This window comes from Ruegeria sp. CL6, from assembly GCF_056536465.1.
In genome coordinates, this window is the sequence record NZ_JBQFPR010000001.1 from 847,614 (window position 1) to 871,926 (window position 24,313).

Annotated in this window: 24 protein-coding genes; 10 read left to right on the top strand and 14 right to left on the bottom strand. The window is 58.3% G+C overall.

From position 1 onward, the window contains the following. Positions 1-63: 63 nt before the first annotated feature. Positions 64-669, top strand: a complete 606-nt coding sequence (locus ACR0LH_RS04230; protein WP_170565554.1) for a flavin reductase family protein — start codon at positions 64-66, stop codon at positions 667-669. A 131-nt stretch (positions 670-800) separates the two neighbouring features. On the opposite strand, the gene ACR0LH_RS04235 is transcribed toward ACR0LH_RS04230, so the two are convergent. Then, complete coding sequence (locus tag ACR0LH_RS04235) at positions 801-2,435, bottom strand: SulP family inorganic anion transporter (RefSeq protein WP_480719790.1); 1,635 nt, start codon at positions 2,433-2,435, stop codon at positions 801-803. Positions 2,436-2,715: 280 nt separating this feature from the next. Between ACR0LH_RS04235 and ACR0LH_RS04240 the strand changes: the two genes are divergently transcribed. Next, positions 2,716-3,588: an S-methyl-5'-thioadenosine phosphorylase gene (locus tag ACR0LH_RS04240; RefSeq protein ID WP_480719791.1), complete on the top strand. Its 873-nt coding sequence runs from the start codon at positions 2,716-2,718 to the stop codon at positions 3,586-3,588. 139 nt (positions 3,589-3,727) lie between these two features. Continuing rightward, on the top strand, positions 3,728-4,357 hold the full coding sequence (locus ACR0LH_RS04245) for a LysE family translocator (RefSeq protein WP_480719792.1): 630 nt from the start codon (positions 3,728-3,730) through the stop codon (positions 4,355-4,357). Between the two features lie 4 nt (positions 4,358-4,361). Here the strand turns inward: ACR0LH_RS04245 and ACR0LH_RS04250 are convergent, their stop codons facing one another. Next, positions 4,362-4,535: a hypothetical protein gene (locus tag ACR0LH_RS04250; RefSeq protein ID WP_170386384.1), complete on the bottom strand. Its 174-nt coding sequence runs from the start codon at positions 4,533-4,535 to the stop codon at positions 4,362-4,364. A 321-nt stretch (positions 4,536-4,856) separates the two neighbouring features. Here ACR0LH_RS04250 and ACR0LH_RS04255 point away from each other — a divergent pair, with 321 nt between their 5' ends. Both ACR0LH_RS04255 and ACR0LH_RS04260 read left to right on the top strand, forming a co-directional pair. Continuing rightward, the gene (locus ACR0LH_RS04255) at positions 4,857-5,396 is read left to right on the top strand and encodes an adenine phosphoribosyltransferase (RefSeq protein ID WP_170386381.1); all 540 of its coding nucleotides are present in this window, start codon (positions 4,857-4,859) and stop codon (positions 5,394-5,396) included. A gap of 170 nt (positions 5,397-5,566) precedes the next feature. After that, positions 5,567-6,046: a fasciclin domain-containing protein gene (locus tag ACR0LH_RS04260; protein WP_170386378.1), complete on the top strand. Its 480-nt coding sequence runs from the start codon at positions 5,567-5,569 to the stop codon at positions 6,044-6,046. A gap of 38 nt (positions 6,047-6,084) precedes the next feature. Here ACR0LH_RS04260 and ACR0LH_RS04265 read toward each other — a convergent pair whose 3' ends face one another. From ACR0LH_RS04265 to coxB, 11 genes are all read right to left on the bottom strand, one after another. Next, positions 6,085-7,500, bottom strand: coding sequence for an FAD-binding oxidoreductase (locus tag ACR0LH_RS04265; RefSeq protein WP_480719793.1), 1,416 nt, complete (start codon positions 7,498-7,500; stop codon positions 6,085-6,087). Between the two features lie 38 nt (positions 7,501-7,538). Then, entirely contained in the window at positions 7,539-8,357 is an 819-nt protein-coding gene (locus ACR0LH_RS04270) for an MBL fold metallo-hydrolase (protein ID WP_170697602.1), read from the bottom strand. A 101-nt stretch (positions 8,358-8,458) separates the two neighbouring features. Further along, the gene (locus ACR0LH_RS04275; protein ID WP_170484573.1) at positions 8,459-9,043 is read right to left on the bottom strand and encodes a GNAT family N-acetyltransferase; all 585 of its coding nucleotides are present in this window, start codon (positions 9,041-9,043) and stop codon (positions 8,459-8,461) included. Continuing rightward, positions 9,043-10,305 (bottom strand): M16 family metallopeptidase, encoded by a 1,263-nt coding sequence (locus ACR0LH_RS04280; protein WP_480719794.1) that lies wholly within the window; start codon positions 10,303-10,305, stop codon positions 9,043-9,045. The genes ACR0LH_RS04275 and ACR0LH_RS04280 overlap by 1 nt, the downstream gene beginning before the upstream one ends. Further along, a complete protein-coding gene (gene thrC, locus ACR0LH_RS04285; protein ID WP_480719795.1) occupies positions 10,302-11,690 on the bottom strand; it encodes a threonine synthase in 1,389 nt (462 codons plus the stop codon). The genes ACR0LH_RS04280 and thrC overlap by 4 nt, the downstream gene beginning before the upstream one ends. Next, positions 11,687-12,364, bottom strand: coding sequence for an SURF1 family protein (locus ACR0LH_RS04290; protein WP_480719796.1), 678 nt, complete (start codon positions 12,362-12,364; stop codon positions 11,687-11,689). The genes thrC and ACR0LH_RS04290 overlap by 4 nt, the downstream gene beginning before the upstream one ends. Before the next feature lie 156 nt (positions 12,365-12,520). Further along, complete coding sequence (locus ACR0LH_RS04295; protein ID WP_170386359.1) at positions 12,521-13,336, bottom strand: cytochrome c oxidase subunit 3; 816 nt, start codon at positions 13,334-13,336, stop codon at positions 12,521-12,523. A 22-nt stretch (positions 13,337-13,358) separates the two neighbouring features. Then, a complete protein-coding gene (locus ACR0LH_RS04300) occupies positions 13,359-13,934 on the bottom strand; it encodes a cytochrome c oxidase assembly protein (protein ID WP_170386356.1) in 576 nt (191 codons plus the stop codon). Continuing rightward, positions 13,934-14,095 (bottom strand): hypothetical protein, encoded by a 162-nt coding sequence (locus tag ACR0LH_RS04305; RefSeq protein WP_162896804.1) that lies wholly within the window; start codon positions 14,093-14,095, stop codon positions 13,934-13,936. Before ACR0LH_RS04305 ends, ACR0LH_RS04300 begins: the two co-directional genes overlap by 1 nt. Beyond that, entirely contained in the window at positions 14,092-15,048 is a 957-nt protein-coding gene (cyoE, locus tag ACR0LH_RS04310) for a heme o synthase (protein WP_480719797.1), read from the bottom strand. The genes ACR0LH_RS04305 and cyoE overlap by 4 nt, the downstream gene beginning before the upstream one ends. A gap of 73 nt (positions 15,049-15,121) precedes the next feature. Then, positions 15,122-16,033, bottom strand: a complete 912-nt coding sequence (gene coxB, locus ACR0LH_RS04315; protein WP_170386350.1) for a cytochrome c oxidase subunit II — start codon at positions 16,031-16,033, stop codon at positions 15,122-15,124. Positions 16,034-16,208: 175 nt separating this feature from the next. Here coxB and tldD point away from each other — a divergent pair, with 175 nt between their 5' ends. From tldD to ACR0LH_RS04340, 5 genes are all read left to right on the top strand, one after another. Continuing rightward, the gene (tldD, locus tag ACR0LH_RS04320) at positions 16,209-17,630 is read left to right on the top strand and encodes a metalloprotease TldD (protein WP_480719798.1); all 1,422 of its coding nucleotides are present in this window, start codon (positions 16,209-16,211) and stop codon (positions 17,628-17,630) included. Between the two features lie 229 nt (positions 17,631-17,859). After that, positions 17,860-18,993, top strand: a complete 1,134-nt coding sequence (gene dprA / locus ACR0LH_RS04325; RefSeq protein ID WP_480719799.1) for a DNA-processing protein DprA — start codon at positions 17,860-17,862, stop codon at positions 18,991-18,993. A gap of 161 nt (positions 18,994-19,154) precedes the next feature. Further along, on the top strand, positions 19,155-21,794 hold the full coding sequence (gene topA, locus ACR0LH_RS04330) for a type I DNA topoisomerase (RefSeq protein ID WP_480719800.1): 2,640 nt from the start codon (positions 19,155-19,157) through the stop codon (positions 21,792-21,794). Between the two features lie 92 nt (positions 21,795-21,886). Further along, complete coding sequence (locus ACR0LH_RS04335; protein WP_480719801.1) at positions 21,887-22,591, top strand: CoA transferase subunit A; 705 nt, start codon at positions 21,887-21,889, stop codon at positions 22,589-22,591. Further along, a complete protein-coding gene (locus ACR0LH_RS04340; RefSeq protein ID WP_170484556.1) occupies positions 22,591-23,217 on the top strand; it encodes a CoA transferase subunit B in 627 nt (208 codons plus the stop codon). The genes ACR0LH_RS04335 and ACR0LH_RS04340 overlap by 1 nt, the downstream gene beginning before the upstream one ends. A gap of 41 nt (positions 23,218-23,258) precedes the next feature. Here the strand turns inward: ACR0LH_RS04340 and ACR0LH_RS04345 are convergent, their stop codons facing one another. Continuing rightward, positions 23,259-24,119 (bottom strand): lytic transglycosylase domain-containing protein, encoded by an 861-nt coding sequence (locus ACR0LH_RS04345; protein WP_170386331.1) that lies wholly within the window; start codon positions 24,117-24,119, stop codon positions 23,259-23,261. Between the last annotated feature and the right edge of the window lie 194 nt (positions 24,120-24,313).

Here is a 24,313-nt window from a genome sequence, read left to right on the forward strand (position 1 = left end):
CTTTCCCTTGCTGGAATTTGGCCTAACACTTCGTTACGCCTTGGGCAAATGCTTGGAGACCATATGTTCTATCGCCCCGAAGATGGCCACGGCCTGCCACACAACCCCTTCAATGCTATCATCACCCCCCGCCCCATCGGATGGATTTCTTCGCGTGATGTCGACGGGATAAACAACCTTGCGCCCTACTCTTTCTTTAATGGGGTCGCCTACACGCCCCCTCAGGTCATGTTCGCAACGACAGGCACAAAACACGATCAGGATAGCGGAAAAGACAGCGTCGCCAATATCGAGGCAACAGGGTTCTTCTGTGTCAATGTCGTTGCCCACGCGCACAAGGACGCAATGAACGCCAGTTCAGCAGGGCTCGCGAAACACGTTGACGAATTTGAGCACGCGGGTCTTGCCTCGATAGAATGCGAAACGATCCCCTGCGCCCGTGTTGCGGACGCACCTGCAGCGCTTGAATGCAAACTGACGCAAATCGTCACCCTCCCCGGAGCGTCCAACCGCGTTGTGTTCGGAGAAGTTACCGGCGTGCATCTCAGGGACGATTGCTTGAAAGACGGTAAGTTTGACGTAACGACGTTCCAGCCGCTCGCCAGACTTGGATATCGGGACTATTCAGTCGTAACCGAGTTGTTTTCGCTAAATCGCCCTGATGATTGATGGCGCAGGGGGCGCTGCCCCCGCCACCCTTCGGGGGACTCCCCCGGGATATTTTCAGCCAGATGAAGTACGGATCCCCAGCTTCATCTGGCCCCAAATATCCCGGAGCGCGAGGCAGAGCCTCGCAAAACTCAGTGGCCGCCGAGAACACCGGTACGAACTGAGTAGTCGACGGCAAGCTCGTAGTCTGGGTCATCGTCACTGTCGATCATGAGGTGACCGGCCTTATTCAGCAGCTTGTGGCAGTCGCGGCTGAGGTGACGCAGCATGACGCGCTTGCCTGCCGCTTCATACTTAGCTGCAATATTTTCTATCGCTTGCAGCGCTGATTGATCCACGACCCGGCTTTCGGCAAAGTCTACAATTACGGTTTCCGGATCGTTCGGAACGTCAAACAATTCGACGAACCCATCTGACGATCCAAAGAACAGCGGCCCCTGGATTTCGTAGACTTTCGCACCCTTTTCGGTTGCGGATTCGCGGGTAATCGCATGGATGCGTTTGGCGTTGTTCCAAGCATAGGCCAGCGCCGAAACAATCACGCCCACGACAACAGCAACTGCCAAGTCCTCCATAACAGTTACAACTGTAACCAGGACAATGACAAAAGCGTCCATAAGGGGCACCTTGCGCATGATATTGAACGAGTTCCACGCGAAGGTTCCTATAACGACCATAAACATCACGCCGACCAGTGCCGCCAGCGGGATTTGCTCGATCAGGGGCGAGGCGAACAGGATGAACACAAGCAGGAACAGCGCGGCCGCGATACCAGCGATGCGAGTCCGGCCTCCAGACTTAACGTTGATCATAGACTGCCCGATCATGGCGCAACCACCCATGCCGCCAAAGAACCCCGTGGTCACATTCGCCACGCCCTGTGCGATACATTCTTGCGATGCTCCGCCCCGTTTGCCGGTAATTTCGCCAACCAGGTTCAAGGTCAACAAAGACTCAATCAAGCCAATGGCCGCCAGAATGACGGCATAGGGCAGAATGATCTCAAAAGTTGCCCAATTCAGTGGCACCACGGGGATGTGGAATGCGGGAAGGCCGCCTTCGATCGAAGCCAGATCGCCCACACGCGGCACCTCCAAGCCAAGGCCGATGACAAGCGCGGCAACGACGACGATTCCAGCCAGCGGCGCCGGGACAACGCGCGTAACGCGCGGCATGATCCAGATCACGGCCATTGTCAGCGCGACCAGCCCAAGCATCGTATATAGCTGCATTCCTGATAGCCATTCACCGCCGCTCATTCCGTGGCCCGTGTTTTCCATTGTGCCGGGCACTTTGAACTGGCCCAACTGAGCCAGAAAGATCACAATCGCCAAGCCGTTCACAAAGCCCAACATCACGGGATGCGGCACCAGCCGGATGAAACGCCCCCAGTGCATTGCCCCAGCTATCACCTGAAGGATGCCCATTAGCACAACGGTTGCGAACAGGTATTCCACGCCGTGCTCTGCCACCAGCGCCACCATCACAACGGCCAGCGCGCCAGTCGCGCCCGAGATCATACCCGGCCTGCCACCAATCAGCGCTGTGATCAGACCGACCATAAACGCCGCGTACAAACCGACCAGCGGGTGAACACCTGCGACAAACGCAAAAGCGACCGCTTCGGGGACCAGCGCCAAGGCGACTGTCAGACCCGACAGAAGCTCAATCCGCAGACGCGAGGCAGTAAGCCCTTCGTCCGGCACCCAACGCAGGTCGGGTTTTGCAATACGTGAGGCAAAGCTGGCCAGCATAGCTCGGGGCATGAGTGGGTCCTGTAGATTGGTCTGTTCGCGCGAAAGGGGTCTTCTACCTGTGATCCGGCCTCTGAGCCACCGCAGCAGGCGGGAGGCTGCCATGCAATCTGCGCATACCTCGGACTTTTCGTGCAATACCCCGAGTGTTATTTTGCGCGATAAACCGCCTTGGAGGGGACATCGCCGGGCACGCAACATGTTGAACACCAACTTGCTGGCATTGTTACTTGCCAAATCTGGCGACCGAGCGCACAAATCCTTGAACACGCACCATAATCGGAGAAATTCAGTGAACCAAACCAAGATTGCCGTCATCGGCGGATCAGGCATCTACGACATCGACGGGTTGCAGAATTCGGAATGGGTCACGGTTGAAACGCCTTGGGGTGAACCGTCGGATCAAATCCTGACAGGATCACTGAACGGCGTTGAGATGGCATTCCTTCCGCGCCACGGCAGAGGGCATGTGCATTCCCCGACCGAGGTCCCGTATCGCGCGAATATCGATGCATTGAAACGATTGGGCGTAACCGATGCGATCTCGGTTTCGGCCTGCGGTTCGTTTCGCGAACATATGGCACCGGGCGATTTTGTGATCGTTGATCAGTTCATCGACCGGACATTCGCACGGGACAAGAGCTTTTTTGGAACCGGGTGCGTCGCCCATGTCAGCGTTGCCCATCCGACCTGCCCGCGCCTGTCAGATGCCTGCGAAACTACCGGCAAAGCCGCAGGTATCACCGTTCACCGTGGAGGCACTTACTTGGCAATGGAAGGGCCACAGTTCTCGACCCTCGCCGAATCCAAAATGTACCGCGAACAGTGGGGCTGCGACGTGATCGGAATGACCAATATGCCGGAAGCAAAGCTCGCTCGTGAGGCCGAGATTTGCTATGCTTCCATCGCCATGGTCACTGATTATGACAGTTGGCACCCCGACCACGGAGAGGTTGATGTGACAGCCATCATAGCCACGCTGACCGGCAATGCCGAGAAAGGCCGTGCGCTGGTCAAGCAGTTGCCCGCCCTGCTGGGCACGGACCGGTCCCCGTGTCCGCATGGCTGCGACCGGGCGCTTGAATACGCGATCCTTACAGCACCGGAAAAACGGGATCCGGCGGTGCTGGCCAAACTGGATGCGGTAGCTGGGCGGGTTCTCTGAAACCGCTAGGATCACACCGGGATGTGCTTTGCGAAGCAACAGGCAAGCCGGCCATATCCCGTGTCAGCCACCAAGAAGGTCTTGACCTTGCCCCGCGAGCCGGGGCTAGGTGCTGAAAACACAATGACGGATTTTTCCGATGCCCCTTGACCTTTGGCTGGCTTTCGTCGCCGCATCAACTGCATTGCTACTGATCCCTGGCCCAACCGTTCTTCTGGTTCTCAGCTATGCTTTGTCGAAAGGCCGCAGCGTCGCTGTTGCATCGGCCACAGGTGTCGCGGTCGGCGATTTGATCGCGATGACAGCTTCGCTTTTGGGCTTGGGCGCACTGGTTCTGGCATCGGCCACTTTGTTCTCGGTATTGAAATGGGTGGGGGCAGCCTATTTGATCTGGCTTGGCATCAAACTCTTGCGTAGCGCTCCGTCAGGGGGATTGAAGGCGGTTGAAACCGGGCGCGATGTCACTGCGCGCAGTGTCTTTGGCCACGCCGCTGCCGTTACAGCGCTAAACCCCAAATCCATCGCCTTTTTCATCGCGTTCGTGCCGCAATTTCTGCGCCCCTCAGACCCGTTGGGACCGCAGTTCGCTATTCTGATTGCTACCTTTGTTGGGTTGGCCTGGCTAAATGCACTGGCCTACGCACTGCTTGCCGATCGGTTGCGACTGATGATCGGGCGCACCGAGGTCATCTCGGGAATGACCCGTTTCGGAGGGCTGACACTTGTCGGCATGGGTGTTGCAACAGCGGTCCTGCGACGCCCGGCCTAACCCGTCAATCCTCTGCATTTTCCTTCATGAAACTGCGAATGAACCGCCGTATTTCCCGTGCGGCCGAGGTGTCCAGTTCTTTGCACAATTCGACAAAAGCGTCACGCTCATCTTTGTCCAGACGCAAAACCAACTGACTGTTTTTCTTGGTAGACCCCTTACCGTCCTTCTTTCCCACGCGCCTTGTCCCCGTCCAACACTTGATTCCAAAAGCGATGCATTGTATATACATAGCATAGAGGTTGTAATTAACGAGCACCTAACAATAAAAAAGGATTATGGCAATGAACCTTCATACAGCCCAGGCGTTTCTGTTGCGGGATCAGCGTAATTGGCGGAAGCCTCATCTTTCTTGGCTACCTGCTACGCTATATCGCTATTATGGCCTGCCAAACGCCGTTTCTAAACGCCGGTAGAAAAGCTGCGGCAATCTTTCCTTGCATGACTGACCCTGATGGGCCAAACAGCCCAGCGTGTTTTCACGCCAAAGGGGTTGATCATGTCCAGAAACAAGTCGGTCAAGGACTACATCCGAACCATTGTTGATTTCCCACACGAAGGGATCATGTTCCGGGATGTCACGACCCTTTTCGCAGACCCGCGCGGCTTTCGCATGGCGATCGACCAGATGTTGCACCCTTATGCAGGCGAACGGATTGACAAGGTCGTGGGACTTGAGGCGCGCGGTTTTATTCTTGGCGGAGCAATTGCGCACCAGCTCAGCGTCGGCTTTGTTCCGATCCGTAAAAAAGGCAAGTTGCCCGGAACCACCATCAGTCAGGACTACAAGCTGGAATATGGCGAGGCGATTGTTGAAATTCACGACGATGCCATCCAGCCCGGCGAGAAAATTCTGGTCGTTGACGACCTGCTGGCCACTGGCGGCACCGCAGCAGCCGGAATTAAGTTGATCGAACGGCTGGGCGGCGAGATCATTTCCTGCTCATTCATCATCGACCTGCCCGAGCTGGGAGGACGCAAGGTGCTGGAAGACATGGACATGGATGTGCACGTCTTGTGTGAATTTGAAGGTTTGTAACAGCCTTTCCTTCACAAAAACGTGAGTGGAATTCCCGAAACACACTGGCTTAGCGCGTTTCAAAGACCATTCAACGCGAAAAAACCGACAATTGCGGTGATCTCGCTGAGCAGAGCTGCCGTACCCCTTTTTGATGCCGATGAGGGCATTCCAACAAGGGAACTCTTGAAATGCTTCGCAAACTTGCAATTGCCGGTGTAGCCGGCGCTCTGGTCGCTTCAGCATCTTTCGCGGGCGGCAACAAGGACATCGTGGACACCGCCGTTGGCGCAGGCAGCTTTGAAACGCTCGTCGCTGCGGTTCAGGCTGCCGAACTGGTCGATACCCTGAAGGGCGAAGGCCCGTTCACCGTTTTTGCCCCAACGGACGAAGCGTTCGCAGCCTTGCCCGAGGGAACCGTTGAAACTCTGTTGAAGCCCGAAAACAAAGACCAGCTTATCGCAGTGCTGACCTACCATGTTGTGCCGGGCAAAGTGATGTCTGGTGACTTGTCAGACGATATGACAGCCGCGACAGTTCAGGGCGGAGAGGTCACAATCGACCTGGACAACGGCGTGATGGTTAATGACGCGTCTGTCGTTCAGGCGGACATTGAAACCTCGAATGGTGTGATCCACGTGATCGACAAGGTGATCCTGCCCGCTTCGTAAAATCTGATGGGCGGCCCGCGTATCCTCTCGGGCCGCTCCTAGCCTCTTAGTACAGCACCGGGGTTCATTATCCCTTTGGGGTCAAGAGCCACCTTGATCGAGCGCATCGCGTCAAGTTTGACCGGATCGCCGTATCGCTCCAGATCGCCCGCCTTTAGACGCCCGACTCCGTGCTCAGCGCTGACAGAGCCTCCGAATTCGTGCACAAGATCATGGACAGCGCGCTTGATATCACTCCGCACCGCGTCGAACTCAGATCGGCTCCGCCCGGATGGAGGGAAAACGTTGTAGTGCAAGTTTCCGTCGCCCAGATGCCCAAAGCAGTTGATCCGAAACGAACCAAGCGCCTGAACAACGCGAGCCCCCTGCCGAACAAACTCTGGGATCTCGGAAATCGGGACAGAAATGTCATGGCTGGACACTGACCCAACCAACCTATTCGCCTCGGGGATATGTTCCCGAACGGCCCATAATTCCTGGCGTTGCGCCTCGTTCTGAGCGATGACAGCATCCGCAACCAGGTTCCGTTCTTCCGCCGTCTGAAAAAGCTGTTCCAGCGCAGCCGCTGACGACTGTCCAGCAGACAAACCGACTTCAACCAACACAGACCACTCCGGTTGCTCGGAAAATGGCTGTCGGACGCTGGGCAGAACTTCCGAAAGGAATTGCAAACCCTGCCGATGGATTAGCTCAAACGCGCTTACACTATCGCCGATCTGATCCCGCGCAATCGTCAGCAGCTCGATCGCGGCTTCGGGCGAATTCACCTGCATCAAGGCGGTGCCAACATCGGCCGGTTGCGCGTACAGCTTGAGCGAAGCCGCAGTAATGATCCCCAACGTCCCCTCGGACCCGATCAGCAAGTTCCGCAAATCATAGCCCGTGTTATCTTTCCTCAACCGACTGAGGCCGCGCCAGATTTCCCCGCTGGGCAATACCGCTTCCAGCCCCAGACACAAATCCCGCGCATTGCCATAGCGCAGCACATTCACGCCACCCGCATTGGTGGCAAGGTTACCGCCAATCCTGCAAGATCCCTGCGCAGCCAAGGACAAAGGGAACAAGCGGTCGACTTTTTCTGCTGCCGTCTGGACGTCGGCCAACACAGCACCAGCCTCAGCGATCAGGACGTTTTCTTCAGGGTATACCGCGCGAATGGCCGACATACGCTCCAACGAAATCAGCAGAGGCGCGGGGCCGTCTGGCATCACCTGACCACCGACCAGCCCGGTCCCACCGCCATAGGGGACAACAGGCACAGACGCTTCCGAGGCCAACCGCACCAGCTTTGAAACGTCTTCGGCAGACTTGGGCAAAGCCAGCAACCCGACCTGACCGTTATACCGCCCACGGGGTTCCTCGACATACCGCTCGGACACAGGACGCAAAATATCGCCGCCCAAAGCAGCACGAACAGATCGTTCAAAGATGTCGTCGGCCGGGTTCAGTCTCATACGCTTTCATTGCCCAAGGCATGCCCCAGCCACAAGCCCTATTCCAGATCGATCAGGTATTGCGGCTCAAGAACCACAACCGTGGGCCGATCAGGAAGCGTTCGCAACGACACAGTGATATCCGACACCCCATCCCGCCGCACGGGGAAGTCATCGCGAATATCCACAAGAAACCGATCCAGTGAAAAACTGGAAAACCAATGCATCGGAATGATGACCGAGCTTTTCAGCCTTTTTAACACCTGGATCATCTCTGGCAGTGGCATAGTTGTGCCTCCGTCCACCGCGGCCATGACCACGTCAAGCCGCCCCAACGCTGCGAACTGTTCGTCCGAAGGAACATGGTGCAAGTGACCAAGGTGGCCGATGCACAACCCTTCCACCTCGAATACGAAAATCGAGTTGCCGCGTTCTTCAACCCCGCTATAGGCCGAGCGTATATCCGTCGAGACATTCCGCACCAGCATCTCGCCCAAGTCGAGATAATGTTCGATCCCCTGCCCGAACTCGCCCCAGCCCGGAAGAACATGCGGAATAGCCGGGTCGGGATGGGCCGTCCAATGCGTGCCATGCGCATGGTTCATGGTCACAACATCAGGAATAAGGGCGGCGCCGCCAATGAAACCGGTAAAGTCCGTGACGGCATTCAGCCCACCCTGTGTCTGGATAAGAAACGAAGCATGGGCGATATAGCTGATCCGAATGGAAAAATCCGGTACGGGCTCCTGCCAGGACGCCCTGTGCAGATACGCGATGCCGGGCGCGGCATCGGCAATAGCGATGCAATGGCTCGGCCGCCGCTCCTGCGCCGCCACCCCGCCTGAAATCACCATTAATACCGCAACAACCCAGCGCATGCCCTGATAGTAGCGCAAGCGCTCACCAAGTCATGCCCCTTGTTCATCTGGCTAAAAATATCCCGGGGGAGCCGCGGCCCGCCGCGGCGGGGGCAGAGCCCCTACCCCGCCTCAGTCTTTCCCCTGCGGTCCGATCTCAGGCTGGCGTACAGCACATGCGTCCGCCACCGTCCGTTGATCTGAAGGTAAGACTGCGCCACCCCCTCGTACTTGAACCCAGAGCTTTCCAACAGCCCGCGAGACGGCTTGTTCTCTGGCAGGCATGCAGCCTCGATCCGGCTCAGGTCCAGCCGGGTGAAAGCGTGGTGCACAACGGCTCCGATCGCTTCGCGCATATAACCGTTTCGGGCAAAAGCCTCACCTGTCCAATACCCCAGCGTTCCAGCCTGCGCCGGGCCGCGCCGAACATTGTCCAGCGTGATCGCGCCAACCAGCACATCATCCGACCGGCGAAACAGAAACAACGGAATCGCGGTTCCACTGGCAACGGATCGCTGCGCCCAATAAACGCGGTTGGTAAATGACTTGCGGCTCAGGTGATCCTTGGCCCAGACCGGCTCCCACGGGGTAAGATACCCTTTGGACGCACGCCGCAGCGCGGCCCAGTCATTAAAGTCGGAATGGGTGGGCGGGCGCAGGCTCAGGCGCTCGGTCTCAAGTTTCAGCTTGCGTCGGCCCAACAGCATCACGCCGCACGCCTCTCCTGCAATTCTGCCAGCGTCGGCGCGCCTGAAACCGGACCATACAAGGCCAGCGCCGCCGGAGCGTTAATCGCAAGGCGTTCGGCAAAGGCACGCACGTCGCCCGTACTTACAGCGTCGATTTTGGCGATGGTTTCTTCCAGCGGCGGCACGTCGCCCCAGATTTGAACCAGCCGCGCCAATCGCTCGGCCCGGTTCGACGGGCTTTCCAGCCCCATCAACATCCCGGCCTTCATCTGGGCGCGGGCTCGGGCGACTTCCTCCGGGTTCATGTCATCGGCGGCCCGCTTCATCTCGTCGATGGTGATGGTCGCCAGCTCACCAACCTGATCCGCCGACGTTCCGGCATAAATCGTCGTGGTGCCAGTATCGGCATAGGCTCCGGTCTGCGCGAAAATCGTGTAGCACAGGCCGCGTGTCTCTCGGACTTCCTGAAACAGGCGCGAGGACATGCCACCACCCAGCGCAGTCGAATAAATCTGAGCCGTATAGATCGCATCATCCCGGTAGCCGGGGCTTTCAAAGGCCAGCGCGAAATGGGCTTGTTCCAGATCCTTTTGCTGCCGGGCTTCTCCACCGGTGAAGCAGGCGGCCTCGGGGATCAAGCCCTTGCGCGGTTGTAGATGGCCAAACATCTCTTGGGCCATTTTCATCAGCGCGTCGTGGTCCACCGCGCCGGCGGCCGACAGGATCATCTGCTCGGGGCCATAATGCTCGGATACGAAACCGGACAGATCCTCGCGCGAAAACGCGCTGACCCGCTCGGACGGTCCCAGAATGGTGCGGCCCAAGGGTTGGTCGTGATAGCTCTGCTCTTGCAGCCAATCAAATATCACATCGTCGGGCGTGTCATAGGCCTGACCGATCTCCTGCAGGATCACGCCGCGCTCAACCTCGATCTCGCGCGGATCAAAAACCGGGTTCAGAACAATGTCGCCGATCACGTCCATCGCCAGCGCAACGTCATCTTTCAAAACGCGCGCGTAATAGGCCGTCACCTCACGCGAGGTATAGGCGTTGATGTATCCACCCACATCCTCGATCGCCTCGGCGATTTGCAGCGCGGACCGGCGTTCGGTTCCCTTGAACGCCATATGCTCAAGGAAATGCGCGATGCCGTTTTGTTCGATCCGCTCATGCCGCCCACCGGCGGTCACCCAGATGCCGATGGCCGCAGATTGCAGCCCCGGCATATGTTCACTGACGATCCGAAATCCGTTCTTCAGCTGGTCTTGTCTGACAGTCACTCGGCGATATGCCCTTTGATATGATCCTCGAGGGCACCCAGATCATTGGCAATCCGCGTCACCCGTTCCGGTCGTTCATACAGATCAGACATGCGGGATGGAAGGGGCGGATGTTCCCCGCTTGCTTTCTCGACCGCTGCCGGGAATTTCGCCGGGTGCGCGGTGGCCAGAGTGATCATTGGCACATCCGCCGCGCGATGATCCTCACCGACCTTGATCCCGATGGCCGAGTGCGGGCAGACCAGTTCGGCACTATGGTCCAGCGTGTGTTTGATCGTTTCCAGCGTTTCGTCCTCGGACACGCGGCCCGAGTCGAAACTCTCGCGCAGCGCTTCCATCGCGCCCTGGCTTACGTTGAACCCGCCGGTCTTCAACTCATCCATCAACTGCGCGACCGCGCTGCCGTCTTCGCCATAAGCATAATACAGCGCCCGCTCAAAGTTCGAGCTGACCTGAATATCCATCGACGGGCTGATCGAGGGGATGGTGTCGCCCTTGAAATACCCCTCACCCGACAGGCAGCGGTGCAGGATGTCGTTCTGGTTGGTTGCCACGACCAGACGGTCGATGGGCAGCCCCATACGCTTGGCCAGATAGCCCGCGAAGATGTCGCCAAAGTTTCCGGTCGGCACGGTAAAGCTGACCTTGCGATGCGGTGCGCCAACACTGACAGCCGCCGAGAAATAATACACGATCTGCGCCAGCACCCGCGCAAAGTTGATCGAGTTCACCCCGGCCAGCTTCACCCCGTCGCGGAATTCGAAATCGTTGAACATATCCTTCAACGCGGCCTGACAATCGTCGAAGTCGCCATCCACTGCCAGCGCGTGCACATTGCTGTCCGCAGGAGTTGTCATCTGACGGCGCTGCACCTCGGAGACACGGCCGTGGGGGAACAGGATGAACACATCCACCGCGTCCAGCCCCCGGAACGCCTCAATCGCGGCCGAGCCGGTATCTCCGCTAGTCGCACCCACGATGGTCACACGGTCATTGCGCCGTTTCAGCGCCACTTGGAACAGTTGGCCGATCAACTGCATGGCAAAGTCCTTGAAGGCCAAGGTCGGCCCGTGGAACAGCTCCAGCAGGAAGTGGTTCTCGTTCAACTGCTTCAACGGCGCGCGGGCGTCGTGGCCGAAGCCTTCGTAGGCGCGCGCGATGATGTCCTTGAACTCATCCTCGGTGAACGAGCCGCTGACATAGGGCCACATCACGCGGAACGCGATCTCTTCATAGGGCAACCCCGCCAATGCCGCGATCTCATCGTGGCTCATCACCGGGATCTCGGCTGGCAGGTACAGGCCACCGTCGCGGGCCAAACCGGTCAGCATCGCCTCTTCAAAGGTCAGTTCGGGCGCTTGGCCACGGGTCGAGATGTATTTCATTGTTCTTCACTCTCAGAAGGGGCGCGGTTGCGCCACAGGAAATAACCGGTCATCGCGGCCCAGACCAGAGCCAGACCAAACCATGTGATTGCGTATTGCAGGTGATCGTTGGGGATGCCTGCGGTATCCACCGGCAATGGCGTAATCCCCAGACCGGTTTCGGATCGCGCGATCAGTAGGATCGGCTCTGCCCCAAGAGCCGCCGCCAGATTGGGCACGTCGCGCGCGAACCAGATATTGGCATCGATGTCAGGTTCGGGCGTATAGCTGTCAATCTCATCCGGCCAGTGCAGATTGCCGGTAACGGTCATTGGCCCATTCAAACGTTCAGTTTGCTTTGCGGTTGTTGGAATGAATCCACGGTCCACCAGAATGGTCCTGTCCTCGGTGCTGAAGGACTGGATAATCCGATACCCCGCTCCGACCTGCTTGACCGAGACCAGAACGTGGATCTCCCCCGGCTCCATATCGCCCGAGATCGTGACAGGCAGGTATTTGTCCAGCTCAGCGGAAACGGTCGCGGGCAGATCAACTGGGTCAGCGGCAATGCGCGTGTCAATCTCGGCCAGAACATCCTTTTTCCACGCCAACCGCTGTACCTGCCAGACACCCAGCGAGATCAGTACGCCCAAACCGGCGACACCAAAAATCAGCAGGAACAAAATGCGGCGCATGGCGGGGTCGAGACCTTCTTTCAGAAACCGGCGTCTTGTTAAGGGCTGAGCGGCCAGAATTGCAACCACGCAATTGTATGGGGCGCAATCTTGCGCCCAAATAGAGAAAAAGCCGCCCCAAAGGGCGGCTTTTGCAATTGGATCACCCGACCGGCGTCACATCAACGGGGCTTGTCCCCAGATGTAGACGGCGAAGAACAGGAACAGCCAGACAACGTCAACGAAGTGCCAGTACCAGGCGGCAGCCTCGAAGCCCACATGCTTCTCGGGGGTGAAATCTCCGCGTAGGGCACGGATCAGACAAACCGTCAGGAAGATCGTCCCGATGATCACGTGCGCGCCATGGAAACCGGTTGCCATAAAGAAGTTCGAGTAGAACTGATCGCCACCGAATTCCCAGCCCTCATGGGCCAGCAGCTCGTAATATTCAAACGCCTGCAGGAAGGTAAATGCGATACCCAGCACAATGCCGATCGCCAGACCATTGATCAAAGCCTTGCGGTCATTGTCATGCACCAGCGCGTGGTGCGCCCAAGTAATCGCGCAACCCGACAGCAGCAGGACCAGAGTGTTGATCAGCGGCAGGTGGAACGGGTCAACTGCATGGATATCCGGCTGGATGTATTCGGTGCCGGCATAGTCGTACATCGGGTACATGCGATGTTTGAAGAACGACCAGAACCAGGCAAAGAAGAACATCACCTCGGACATCACGAACAGGATAAAGCCATAGCGCAGCCCGATGCGGACAACCGGCGTGTGATCCCCAGCGCGGCTTTCGGCCACAACTTCGGACCACCACGCGAACATGGTGTAAAGAACGGCCACCAGACCAGCCCAGAACAGGAACGGCGTGATGCCGTGCATCCATAGGACGGCTCCGAAAAGCATCACAAAGCCACCGACCGCGCCGATCAGCGGCCAGATCGACGGAGCCAGAATGTGATAATCATGGTTTTTAGCGTGTGCCATCAGCGTCCCTCACCTAAAGGCATTAGTTCGTTGTTGTATCAGCCTGCGTCTCAAGGGCGGCATAGCCCTCGGGCAGGTCAATTTCGTAGAATGTATACGACAGCGTGATCGTATGCACATATTTGGCTTCTAGATCCTCAACCATTTCCGGATCGACGAAGAACGTCACCGGCATCTGAACCCGCTCTCCGGGCTCAAGCACTTGTTCTTCAAAGCAGAAACAGGCGATTTTCTGGAAATACCCGCCCGCCGAGTAAGGCGCGACGTTGTAAGACGCCTGCCCTGCAATCGGACGGTCGGTCGGGTTATAAGCCTCATAAAAGGCCAGACCGGTTTCGCCGATGCGCACTTCCATCTCGCGCTCGACCGGCTTGAACTCCCACGCCATATCTTTGGCTTTGGATGCGTCAAAGCGGACAGTGACGGTGCGATCCAGAATATCCTCGGGCGCGGTCTCGGCCACTCCGGTCGTGCCGCCAAACCCGGTGACACGGCAGAACCAGTCATAGAACGGCACCGCAGCCCATGCGAGGCTGCCCATCAGGATCACCACGCCCACGGTCTGCGCGACAGTCTTCTGAGGACCCGACAACGCCATCAGTTCTGCACCTCTTGCGTTGCCATGTTGAAATCGGTGCCCGAGACCTTGACGATGGTCAGGCCGAAAATGATCACGATGAACGCAGCCAGTGTCAGGCCAACCCCCAGATTGCGGCTGAACCGGCGTTGATGCAGTTCGTGGCTTTTGCGCAGGCTCATGACCAGCCTCCCAAACCATAAGGTTTCAGCAGCGCTTCGACCAAAATCGCACCAAAATGTAGGAACAGATACAACAGCGACAGCTTGAAGAAACTCCGCTCAATCTTGAAGTTGTCAGCTTCCGAGTCATCCTCGGTCCGGCGCGAAATCTGCCACGCACCGCGCAAGAACAGAGCGTTCATCACCACTGCCACTGTCAGATAGATCGGGCCACCTATGCCCGAAAACGCAGTGCCAACGGCCAGCGTCGCAAGCAGCGCGGTGTAGATCAGAATATGCCAACGGGCTGCGCGGCGTCCATGAGTCACCGTCAGCATCGGTACGCCAGCATCGTCATAGTCCGAGCGCATGAACAGCGCCAAGGCCCAGAAATGCGGCGGCGTCCACATGAAGGTCAGAGCGAACATCAGCCACGGCTCGATCGACATCGACCCCGTGGCCGCGACCCAGCCAATCACCGGCGGGAATGCCCCTGCTGCGCCACCGATCACGATGTTCTGCGGGGTCGAACGCTTGAGCCACATCGTATACACGACGACGTAAAAGAAGATGGTAAACGCAAGGAAAGCCCCGGCAAACCAGTTGGTCGCCAGCCCAAGCATGATGACCGACAGCCCCGACAACGCCAGCCCCAGCGACATTGCCTCACCTTCCTGCACTTTGCCCGCGGGGATCGGACGGCCCTTGGTGCGTTTCATCACCCGGTCGATATCCGCATCCCACCACATGTTCAGTGCGCCGGAGGCACCGCCACCGATGGCGATAAATAGAATCGCGCAGAAACCAACAAACGGGTGCACCGGAACGGGTGCCGCGAGCAAACCAACCAACGCAGTAAACACGACCAGAGACATCACGCGCGGCTTCAGCAAGGCGAAATAGTCGCCAAAGCTGGCCTCATCCGCGTGCGCCGAGGCGGTCACTTGGCTGGCATTGATGCTTGCGTCGCTCATGTCTGGTCCTTTTGGGGCAAAAGCTGCGCGATCACCGCGCAGCCCGATTGTTTTAACCTAGGCCGCTTGCGGCTTAGTTCGAGGCAACCTGATACGAAGCAGGCTGGCCCGCATACTCTTCCAGAGCACCTTGCAGCCATTCCTCATAAGCTTCTTCGCTGACCACTTTGACGGTGATCGGCATATAGGCGTGGTCCTTGCCGCACAGTTCAGAGCACTGGCCGAAATAGACGCCTTCCTTGTCGGCCTGGAACCAAAGCTCGGCCAGACGACCGGGAACACCGTCCTGCTTCACGCCAAAGGACGGGATGGTCCACGAATGGATCACGTCAGACGCAGTCACCTGCATCACGACGATCTTGCCAACCGGAACAACGACTGCGGTATCCGTGGCCAGCAGCCACTCATCTTCGCCGTAACCTGCGTCAGCGAGTTTGGCGCGCATCGCATCATCCAGAACGAACGGCGTGACATCGGCGTCAGCCGGGCGCGCACCTTCGTCCAATGTGGCTGGATGGCCCAGCAGATAGCTGTCAAAGGCAAAGTCGTGGTCAACGTATTCGTAGGTCCAGTACCACTGGTTGCCGACGACCTTGATGACCACGTCCCCTTCGGGAATTTCCTGCTGCTTGAACAGAACCGGCAGCGAAAAGGCTCCGATGAAGACCAGAATCAGGATCGGACCCAAGGTCCATGCGATCTCGACCGGGGTGTAGTGAGAGAATCGCGCTGGCGTCGGGTTTGCGCGGCCATTGTAGCGCACGATGCAGTAGATCAGCAGGCCGGCAACAAACAGGCAGATGGCGGTGATGATCACCAAAATCATTCCGTCCAGCCGCTGAATCCCCTCGGCCAGGCTTGTGGCTGCGGGTTGGAACCCCATACCACCATCAACCGGCTTACCAATAATCTCAAGCTCCTGAGCCATGGCGGGCAGGCTGGAGAGGGCTGTCATTAGCCCCGAAAGCATCAAAGCATTCTTCATTTTCTGTCCTGATCGTTTGATCTTTGCGTCCCTGGCGAAAAGGTGTGAATCGGTCACACCTCTCCCGTTGTCTTTGGCAGCGTTAAAAACCATATTCCGGGTGGTAGATAAAGCAAAATGCTTGCGTCAAACAGACGCTATTTTTGATCTGGATCAAACTCGAAAGGTCCCACCCATGCCGAATGACCCGTTTCGCCCCTTTGAAAGTGCTCTCCCCCAGGACGAAGCGCTTGCGGTTCTGCAATCCGCCACGGAAGGGGCCGAGGACGGAGAGTTGTTTGTCGAACGCCGAAAGTCCGAGTCTCTTGTCTTTGACGACGGGCGTTTGCGCACGGCTTCTTACGATGCCTCCGAAGGGTTCGGGCTGCGCGCCGTTCAGGGTGAGGTCGCGGGTTATGCCCACTCGACCGACGTTTCGATAGCCGCACTGAAGCGGGCGGCCGAAACAGCGCGGCTGGCCGTGGGCGATGGCGGAGGCATATTGGCTGAGGCGCCCCGGGCCACCAACACACGCCTTTACACCGACGAGGACCCGATTGAATCGGCCACTTTCCCCGTCAAGATCGAAACCCTGCGCGAGATTGATGCCTTCGCGCGCGATCTGGACCCGCGCGTCGTACAGGTCACCGCCGCCATCGCCGCTGCCGTGCAAGAGGTTGAAATACTGCGACCTGACGGGGTGATGGTGCGCGACGTGCGCCCGATGACACGCTTGAATATATCAGTCATCGTCGAACAGAACGGCCGCCGGGAGAGCGGCTCGACCGGCGGAGGTGGGCGTGTGGGGCTGGACGGCCTGATTGACCCGGCAGACTGGCAGGACAAGGCGCGCGAGGCGTTGAGAATCGCGTTGGTCAACCTCGAAGCAATCCCTGCTCCGGCTGGTGTAATGGAGGTGGCGCTAGGACCCGGCTGGCCCGGCATCCTGCTGCACGAAGCCATCGGACACGGGTTGGAGGGTGACTTTAACCGCAAGGGAAGCTCGGCCTTTGCCGGACTGATGGGACAACAAATCGCCTCAAAGGGTGTGACGGTTGTGGATGACGGCACCATACCGGACAGGCGCGGGTCAATATCTGTCGATGACGAAGGCACGCCCAGCGCGCGCACAGTGCTGATCGAGGACGGTATTCTTACCGGGTTCATGCAGGATCGTCAGAACGCGCGGTTGATGGGGGTCGCTCCTACTGGCAACGGAAGACGCCAAAGCTATGCCCACAAGCCCATGCCGCGAATGACCAATACCGTCATGCTAGGAGGCGACGCGGACCCTGCGTCTCTGGTGGCGGACATCAAGGACGGCATCTGGGCCGTCGGCTTCGGCGGTGGTCAGGTGGACATTACCAACGGAAAGTTCGTGTTTTCATGCACCGAGGCGTACCGGGTCGAAAACGGGAAAATCGGCGCTCCGGTCAAAGGCGCAACGCTGATCGGCGACGGACCTTCCGCGCTCAGGCGAATCCGGGGGCTTGGCAACGATATGGCCTTGGACCCAGGGATGGGAACTTGTGGCAAGGATGGTCAATGGGTGCCCGTCGGGGTTGGCCAGCCAACCGTTCTGATGGACGGCCTGACCGTTGGCGGTTCGGCCACTTAAAGGGAATCAAACAGGGGTGCAGGGTTAACGCTGCGCTCCTGCCACCTTGATACATGCGACCCAAGGAACTTGTTCCGCACATCGCTTGTAAAATTTTTACTTATATTTTTCAACGCATTATATTTCCCTTGTCGCTAATCTAAGAAAATTATCCGGAAAATTTGACCGGATTCAGAAGCTGTTAACCCCTGCAGTCGTAAACCAGTTTTGCAATCAGGCGGAGCAACGGATGACCGAGGAGCAGCTTTCTTCCAATCACCCCACACTCCCACCCACCACGGAAGAGGATCGGTTTTCCTGGCTTCGTCTGTTGCGCTCGCGCAAGGTCGGTCCGGCGACGTTTCGTCGGCTGATGCGGGAACATGGCTCAGCGCAGAACGCGCTGGCCGCGCTGCCTGAAATGGCACGCGCTGCCGGTATAGAAGGGTATGAAATCTGCCCACCCGGTGTGATTGAGGCGGAACTCAAGGCAGCAAAGGCCGCCAATGCGCGGCTATTGTGCCTTGGGGCCGCCGATTTTCCGTCTGCGCTGAACGATCTGAACGACGCGCCGCCGATACTTTGGGCGACGGGGGACACGTCTTTGCTGCACCGGCCGTCTATCGCCATGGTTGGGGCGCGGAACTGTTCCTCGCTGGGTGCACGGATGGCGCGCGGTTTGGCTGCTGATCTGGGCCAGCAGGGATACACCATAGTGTCGGGGCTGGCGCGGGGAATTGACACCTCCGCCCATATCGCCGCGCTGGAAACTGGAACGATCGCGGTCTTGGCCGGGGGCGTTGACGTTATCTACCCGGCAGAAAACACCGATCTGGCCAAGAGTATTGAAAAGTCCGGCCTTCGCATTTCGGAACAGCCTATGGGGGTAACCCCGCAGGCCCGCCATTTTCCGCGGCGCAACAGAATCATCTCTGGGCTGGCGCAAGCCGTCGTAGTGGTCGAGGCCGCCGCCAAGTCCGGCAGCCTGATAACCGCTCGTGACGCTCTGGACCAAGGCCGTGAGGTGCTGGCCGTGCCCGGTCATCCCTTCGACGCTCGCGCTGCTGGCTGTAATCTGCTGATCCGTGACGGCGCGACTCTGGTCCGGTCTGCCGAGGATGTGATCGAGGCGCTGCCGCAGCGCGATGAAGTCACGGTACGCGACCCAGCCCCGTCGACCGCCGCAACCGAGAAACGCGCCATTCCTGTCGATGCTTTGCATCAACAGATTCTATCCCGTCTCGGACCTTCCCCGATTGCCGAAGATCAGTTGATTCGGGATATCGCGGCCACGGCAGAACAGATCGGACCGGCACTGCTGGATCTGGAACTGGACGGGCGCGTTCAACGGCAACCTGGCGGATTGCTGTCGTTGACCGCCTGAGGTGATCTGTCCAAGAGACTACGCAGGTTTCGCGGACGCATCTCTCTGAAATCACCCACAAATTCACATGGCAAAAGGAACGCATTGACAATTCGCTCTTGCCCCACACATTTTGCCCATCATAGAAGGCGCCAATTCCGTCGAGCGAGGTTTTCCCCTAAATGCCTGTAGTTGTTGTAGAATCCCCTGCCAAGGCCAAGACAATCAATAAATACCTTGGCCCCGACTACACGGTTCTGGCGTCATATGGCCATGTCCGCGACCTGCCGCCAAAGGATGGATCGGTCGATCCCGAGCACGAATTTTCAATGAAGTGGGAGGTCGGCAACGACAGCCGCAAGCACGTCAAAGCGATCGCGGACGCGTTGAAGGAAGACAACGCCCTGATCCTCGCCACTGACCCCGATCGTGAGGGCGAGGCGATCAGTTGGCACCTTCAGGAAGCGCTGACCAAAAGGCGCTCGATCAAGAAGGATACGCCGGTCAGCCGCGTGACCTTCAACGCGATCACCAAGGATGCCGTGACCGAGGCCATGCAGAACCCGCGTCAGGTCGACATGCCTCTGGTCGAGGCATATCTGGCCCGCCGCGCTTTGGACTATCTGGTGGGGTTCAACCTGTCGCCTGTGCTTTGGCGCAAACTGCCCGGCGCGAAATCCGCCGGCCGTGTGCAATCCGTTTGTCTGCGCCTGATCGTCGAGCGCGAGATGGAAATCGAGGCGTTCAAACCGGTTGAATACTGGTCGGTGAAGGCATTGTTTGAAACCCCGCGTGGTCAGACCTACGAGGCGCGACTGGTCACGTTGGCCGGGAACAAGCTGGACCGGCATGATCTGAAAAACGCGACCCAAGCGGAACTGGCAGTTCAGGCGATCACCAGCCGTGCGCTGAGTGTGACCTCGGTCGAGGCAAAACCCGCAGCGCGCAATCCGTCGGCTCCGTTCATGACCTCGACCTTGCAACAGGAAGCCAGCCGCAAGTTTGGTATGGGCGCTCGTCACGCGATGCAGGTTGCGCAACGGTTGTATGAAGCCGGCTACATTACCTATATGCGGACCGACGGCATCGACATGGCGCCCGAGGCCGTGGCCGCTGCTCGTGACGTGATCGCCGACCGCTATGGCGCAGAATACGTGCCGGACAGCCCGCGCATCTATAAAAACAAGGCCAAGAACGCGCAGGAAGCGCACGAATGTATCCGCCCCACAGATATGGCGCGCGATGCAAGCGACTTGAAAGTCACGGATGAGGATCAGCGCAAGCTCTACGATCTGATCTGGAAGCGTACCATTGCCTGTCAGATGGCGGCCGCGCGGTTAGAGCGTACCACCGTTGAGATCGGCAGTGATGACGGCCAGGTCGGTCTGCGCGCCACCGGTCAGGTGGTCATGTTCGACGGTTTCATGCGCGTCTACGAGGAAGGTCGCGACGACGTGACCGACGAGGACGAAAAACGCTTGCCGCAAATCATGCAGGGTGATCCCGCTCGCTTTGCCAAGACCTCTCTGCGTGATCAATTCACCAAAGCGACCAGCGACAATGGCGACAAGGTCGCGAAAGAGGCTGTCCTTTCGGAAAACGAGTCCGTGCTGGCGTTGCAGCACCACACGCAGCCGCCACCCCGCTATACCGAGGCGACACTGGTCAAGCGGATGGAGGAGTTGGGGATCGGACGCCCGTCCACTTATGCCTCGATCGTGACCACGATTCAGGACCGCGAATATGTGCGTAAGGACAAAAACCGCCTGATCCCCGAGGAAAAAGGCCGGATCGTCACGATCTTTTTGCTGAACTTCTTCCGCCAGTATGTGGGCTACGAGTTCACCGCCAATCTGGAAGGCGAGTTGGACGATGTCAGCGCGGGCGAGCGTGACTACAAAGACCTGCTGGGCAAGTTCTGGCACGATTTCTCAGCCGCGATTGGTGAGACATCGGAACTGCGAATTTCCGAGGTGCTGGACAAGCTGGACGAGGCGCTGGCCCCACAACTGTACCCCCCGCGTGAGGATGGCTCTGACCCGCGTGTCTGCCCGAAGTGCGGCGTAGGGCAGCTGCATCTGAAAACCTCGCGCACTGGTGGGTTTGTGGGCTGCGGCAATTACCCCGAATGCACCTATACCCGCCCCATCGCGGGTGAAGGGGCCGAAGGCGACGAACGTCTGCTGGGTGAAGATGCGGGCGATGAGATCTGGCTGAAGTCCGGTCGGTTCGGTCCCTATGTGCAGCGCGGCGAGCCGACGCCCGAGAACAAGAAGCCTCCGCGCGCGTCTCTGCCCCGCGGGTGGAGCCAGGATGACATGGATCTGGACAAGGCGCTGACCCTGCTGTCTCTGCCCCGTCAGATCGGTGAACACCCCGAGGGCGGCATGATCAGCTCGAACTTTGGTCGGTTCGGGCCTTACCTGATGCACCAACTGCCGGACGAGGCAAAGCCCGTCTATGCCAACCTCAAGGACCCGAATGACGTGTTCGAGATCGGCATGAACCGCGCGGTCGAGATGTTGGCCGAAAAACGCGCCAACCCGGGGCGTGGACGGCGTGCGGCGGCAAAACCGCTCAAGGAACTGGGTGACCACCCCGATGGTGGCGCAATGCAGGTTCTGGACGGGCGCTATGGGCCATATGTGAAGTGGGAAAAGGTCAATGCAACCATTCCCAAGGACATCAAGCCCGAGGACGTGACGCAGGAAATGGCCATCGAACTGGTCAACGAACGCGCCGCCAAGAAAGGTACCAAAAAGAAAGCCGCGCCAAAGAAGAAGGCAGCGGCAAAAAAGACGACCAAAAAGGCGGCCACATAGGTAGAAATACCACCACCCCCTTGGATTCGTTGACTTCCCCGTGACGTGGCGGCACAACCTGCCCATCACCATGTCATTGGGGGAGTTTCTTCATGAAAAAAGTCTATGCCAATGCCACCGAAGCGCTTGATGGCGTGTTGTCGGACGGCATGCTGATTGCAGCGGGCGGGTTCGGTCTGTGCGGCATTCCCGAACTGCTGCTCGAAGCGATCAAGAAATCCGGCGCTCAGGACCTGACGTTTGCCTCGAATAATGCAGGCGTTGATGATTTCGGCATCGGCATCTTGCTGCAAACCAAGCAGGTCAAGAAGATGATCAGCTCTTACGTCGGCGAAAACGCGGAATTCATGCGTCAGTACCTGGCCGGAGAGCTGGAACTGGAGTTCAACCCGCAAGGCACTCTGGCCGAGCGGATGCGCGCCGGTGGCGCTGGCATCCCCGGTTTCTATACCAAGACAGGTGTGGGCACCGTGATCGCCGAAGGGAAGGAACACAAAGACTTCAACGGCGAGACCTACATCATGGAGGAAGGCATCTTCGCCGACCTCGCCATCGTCAAGGCATGGAAGGCCGACGATACCGGCAACCTGATCTTCCGCAAAACCGCGCGCAACTTCAACGTCCCCGCCGCGACTTGCGGCAAGGTCTGCGTGGCCGAAGTTGAGGAAATCGTGCCCCGTGGCTCGCTGGACCCCGACAGCATCCACCTGCCCGGCATCTATGTGCACCGTATCATTCAGGGCACCCACGAAAAGCGCATCGAACAACGCACCACGCGCAAGAAGGAGGACGCATAATGCCCTGGGACCGTAATCAGATGGCCGCCCGCGCTGCGCAAGAGCTGGAAGACGGCATGTATGTAAACCTCGGCATCGGCATTCCGACGCTGGTGGCGAACTATGTCGGTGACAAGGACATCACGCTGCAATCCGAAAATGGTATGCTGGGCATGGGCCCCTTCCCGTTCGAGGGCGAGGAAGACCCCGACCTGATCAACGCGGGCAAGCAGACGATCACCGAACTGTCGCGCACGTCTTACTTCGACAGCGCGACCTCGTTCGCCATGATCCGGGGCGGCAAGATCGCCGCCGCCGTTTTGGGCGCGATGGAGGTCGATGAAGAAGGCGATCTGGCCAACTGGATGATCCCCGGCGTGCTGGTCAAAGGCATGGGCGGTGCGATGGACCTTGTGGCTGGCGTTGGCCGCGTGATCGTGGTGATGGATCACACCAACAAACACGGCAAGTCCAAGCTGCTGAAAAAGTGCACCCTGCCGCTGACCGGCAAGAAGGTGGTGAATCGGATTATCACCAATCTGGGCGTTCTGGACGTCGCGGAAGGCGGCCTGAAGATTGTCGAGATCGCAGAGGGCGTCACAGAAGACGAAATTCGGAGCGCAACCGAAGCCACCATCGTCAACTGATAGGCATCAAGGGAAAGGCCCACCAGAACGGTGGGCCTTTTTTAGTTCTGCGTCTGGAACACGCACCCGTCCGAGATCAGCTGAGGCGGCGTGGAACACAAAGCCCGTGCAATCTGAAACGCGGCCAGCACCTTGGGAACGTAGTTACGCGTCTCGGAATATGGTGGAACACCACCGTGTTTCCGCACAGCCCCTTCGCCCGCGTTGTATCCGGCAAGAACGAGGATGGGATCATTCCCGAACTCCTCCATCAACCAATTCAGGTATTTTACTCCGCCAGATATGTTTTGGCCCGGGTGGAAGCTGTCTTTCACGCCAAACCGCTTGGCCGTCGCAGGCATCAACTGCATCAGCCCCTGCGCGCCAGCGGAACTAACCGCATCCGAACGGCCCGCTGATTCCACTGAAATCACAGCCAGCACCAAAGCTGGGGAAACATTCGTGCCCACTGTAGAGCGCAGAATCTCAATCCCCTGTTGCTGCGCAATGTTCTGAAGTGTCTGCAATCGTGGCGAGGCAACATTGATCGCAGCCAGTGCATTTATCGCGTCATCCAAACGCCCGGCACCAGATCGGGCCAAGTCGGGCGAGATCTTCTCCCAGAACGCCTTGTATGAGCCGGTGGGCTTTGCTGCCCCTCCCGGAAGGCTGGGGGGCGCGACGCGGGTTCGCGCGATAATCTCGGGAACTGCTATTTCTGTCCCGGTGCTTGGGGCAGAAGGAGCAGTGGCATGTTCTTCGGGCGAGATTTGAACCGTGATCTTGGGTCGCGTTCCCGGCTTTGGCGCTTTGACTCTTTTGTAAACGCCTCTTGGTTCTGCGGATTGCGCAGCAACAGGTGCAGGGCCGAAAAACAACGCAGCCACGACACCGACGCAGAGTATTGCGTCCCTAAGATTCATTTTGCCCGCCTCATGCTTTTATATTTTGGTTGATTTGAACCCCAGAACCGCTCGCAAAACCAGAAAAACCACAGGAAATGGGGCATTTTCGCCTCATTTGGCGCAATTTTGCATCGGGCAAATGGGTCACCCCAACTAATTTTTAATTTTTTTCCATTTTATTTCAGGTGGTTAAAAGAAAAATTACCGGAAAG

Coding starts and splice junctions, on each gene's coding strand:
- ACR0LH_RS04230 (WP_170565554.1), top strand. CDS start 64: ATGTTCTATCGCCCCGAAGATGGCCACGGCCTGCCACACAACCCCTTC.
- ACR0LH_RS04235 (WP_480719790.1), bottom strand. CDS start 2,435: ATGCCCCGAGCTATGCTGGCCAGCTTTGCCTCACGTATTGCAAAACCC.
- ACR0LH_RS04245 (WP_480719792.1), top strand. CDS start 3,728: ATGCCCCTTGACCTTTGGCTGGCTTTCGTCGCCGCATCAACTGCATTG.
- ACR0LH_RS04255 (WP_170386381.1), top strand. CDS start 4,857: ATGTCCAGAAACAAGTCGGTCAAGGACTACATCCGAACCATTGTTGAT.
- ACR0LH_RS04260 (WP_170386378.1), top strand. CDS start 5,567: ATGCTTCGCAAACTTGCAATTGCCGGTGTAGCCGGCGCTCTGGTCGCT.
- ACR0LH_RS04265 (WP_480719793.1), bottom strand. CDS start 7,500: ATGAGACTGAACCCGGCCGACGACATCTTTGAACGATCTGTTCGTGCT.
- ACR0LH_RS04270 (WP_170697602.1), bottom strand. CDS start 8,357: ATGCGCTGGGTTGTTGCGGTATTAATGGTGATTTCAGGCGGGGTGGCG.
- ACR0LH_RS04275 (WP_170484573.1), bottom strand. CDS start 9,043: ATGCTGTTGGGCCGACGCAAGCTGAAACTTGAGACCGAGCGCCTGAGC.
- thrC (WP_480719795.1), bottom strand. CDS start 11,690: ATGAAATACATCTCGACCCGTGGCCAAGCGCCCGAACTGACCTTTGAA.
- ACR0LH_RS04290 (WP_480719796.1), bottom strand. CDS start 12,364: ATGCGCCGCATTTTGTTCCTGCTGATTTTTGGTGTCGCCGGTTTGGGC.
- ACR0LH_RS04295 (WP_170386359.1), bottom strand. CDS start 13,336: ATGGCACACGCTAAAAACCATGATTATCACATTCTGGCTCCGTCGATC.
- ACR0LH_RS04300 (WP_170386356.1), bottom strand. CDS start 13,934: ATGGCGTTGTCGGGTCCTCAGAAGACTGTCGCGCAGACCGTGGGCGTG.
- ACR0LH_RS04305 (WP_162896804.1), bottom strand. CDS start 14,095: ATGAGCCTGCGCAAAAGCCACGAACTGCATCAACGCCGGTTCAGCCGC.
- cyoE (WP_480719797.1), bottom strand. CDS start 15,048: ATGAGCGACGCAAGCATCAATGCCAGCCAAGTGACCGCCTCGGCGCAC.
- coxB (WP_170386350.1), bottom strand. CDS start 16,033: ATGAAGAATGCTTTGATGCTTTCGGGGCTAATGACAGCCCTCTCCAGC.
- tldD (WP_480719798.1), top strand. CDS start 16,209: ATGCCGAATGACCCGTTTCGCCCCTTTGAAAGTGCTCTCCCCCAGGAC.
- dprA (WP_480719799.1), top strand. CDS start 17,860: ATGACCGAGGAGCAGCTTTCTTCCAATCACCCCACACTCCCACCCACC.
- topA (WP_480719800.1), top strand. CDS start 19,155: ATGCCTGTAGTTGTTGTAGAATCCCCTGCCAAGGCCAAGACAATCAAT.
- ACR0LH_RS04335 (WP_480719801.1), top strand. CDS start 21,887: ATGAAAAAAGTCTATGCCAATGCCACCGAAGCGCTTGATGGCGTGTTG.
- ACR0LH_RS04340 (WP_170484556.1), top strand. CDS start 22,591: ATGCCCTGGGACCGTAATCAGATGGCCGCCCGCGCTGCGCAAGAGCTG.
- ACR0LH_RS04345 (WP_170386331.1), bottom strand. CDS start 24,119: ATGAATCTTAGGGACGCAATACTCTGCGTCGGTGTCGTGGCTGCGTTG.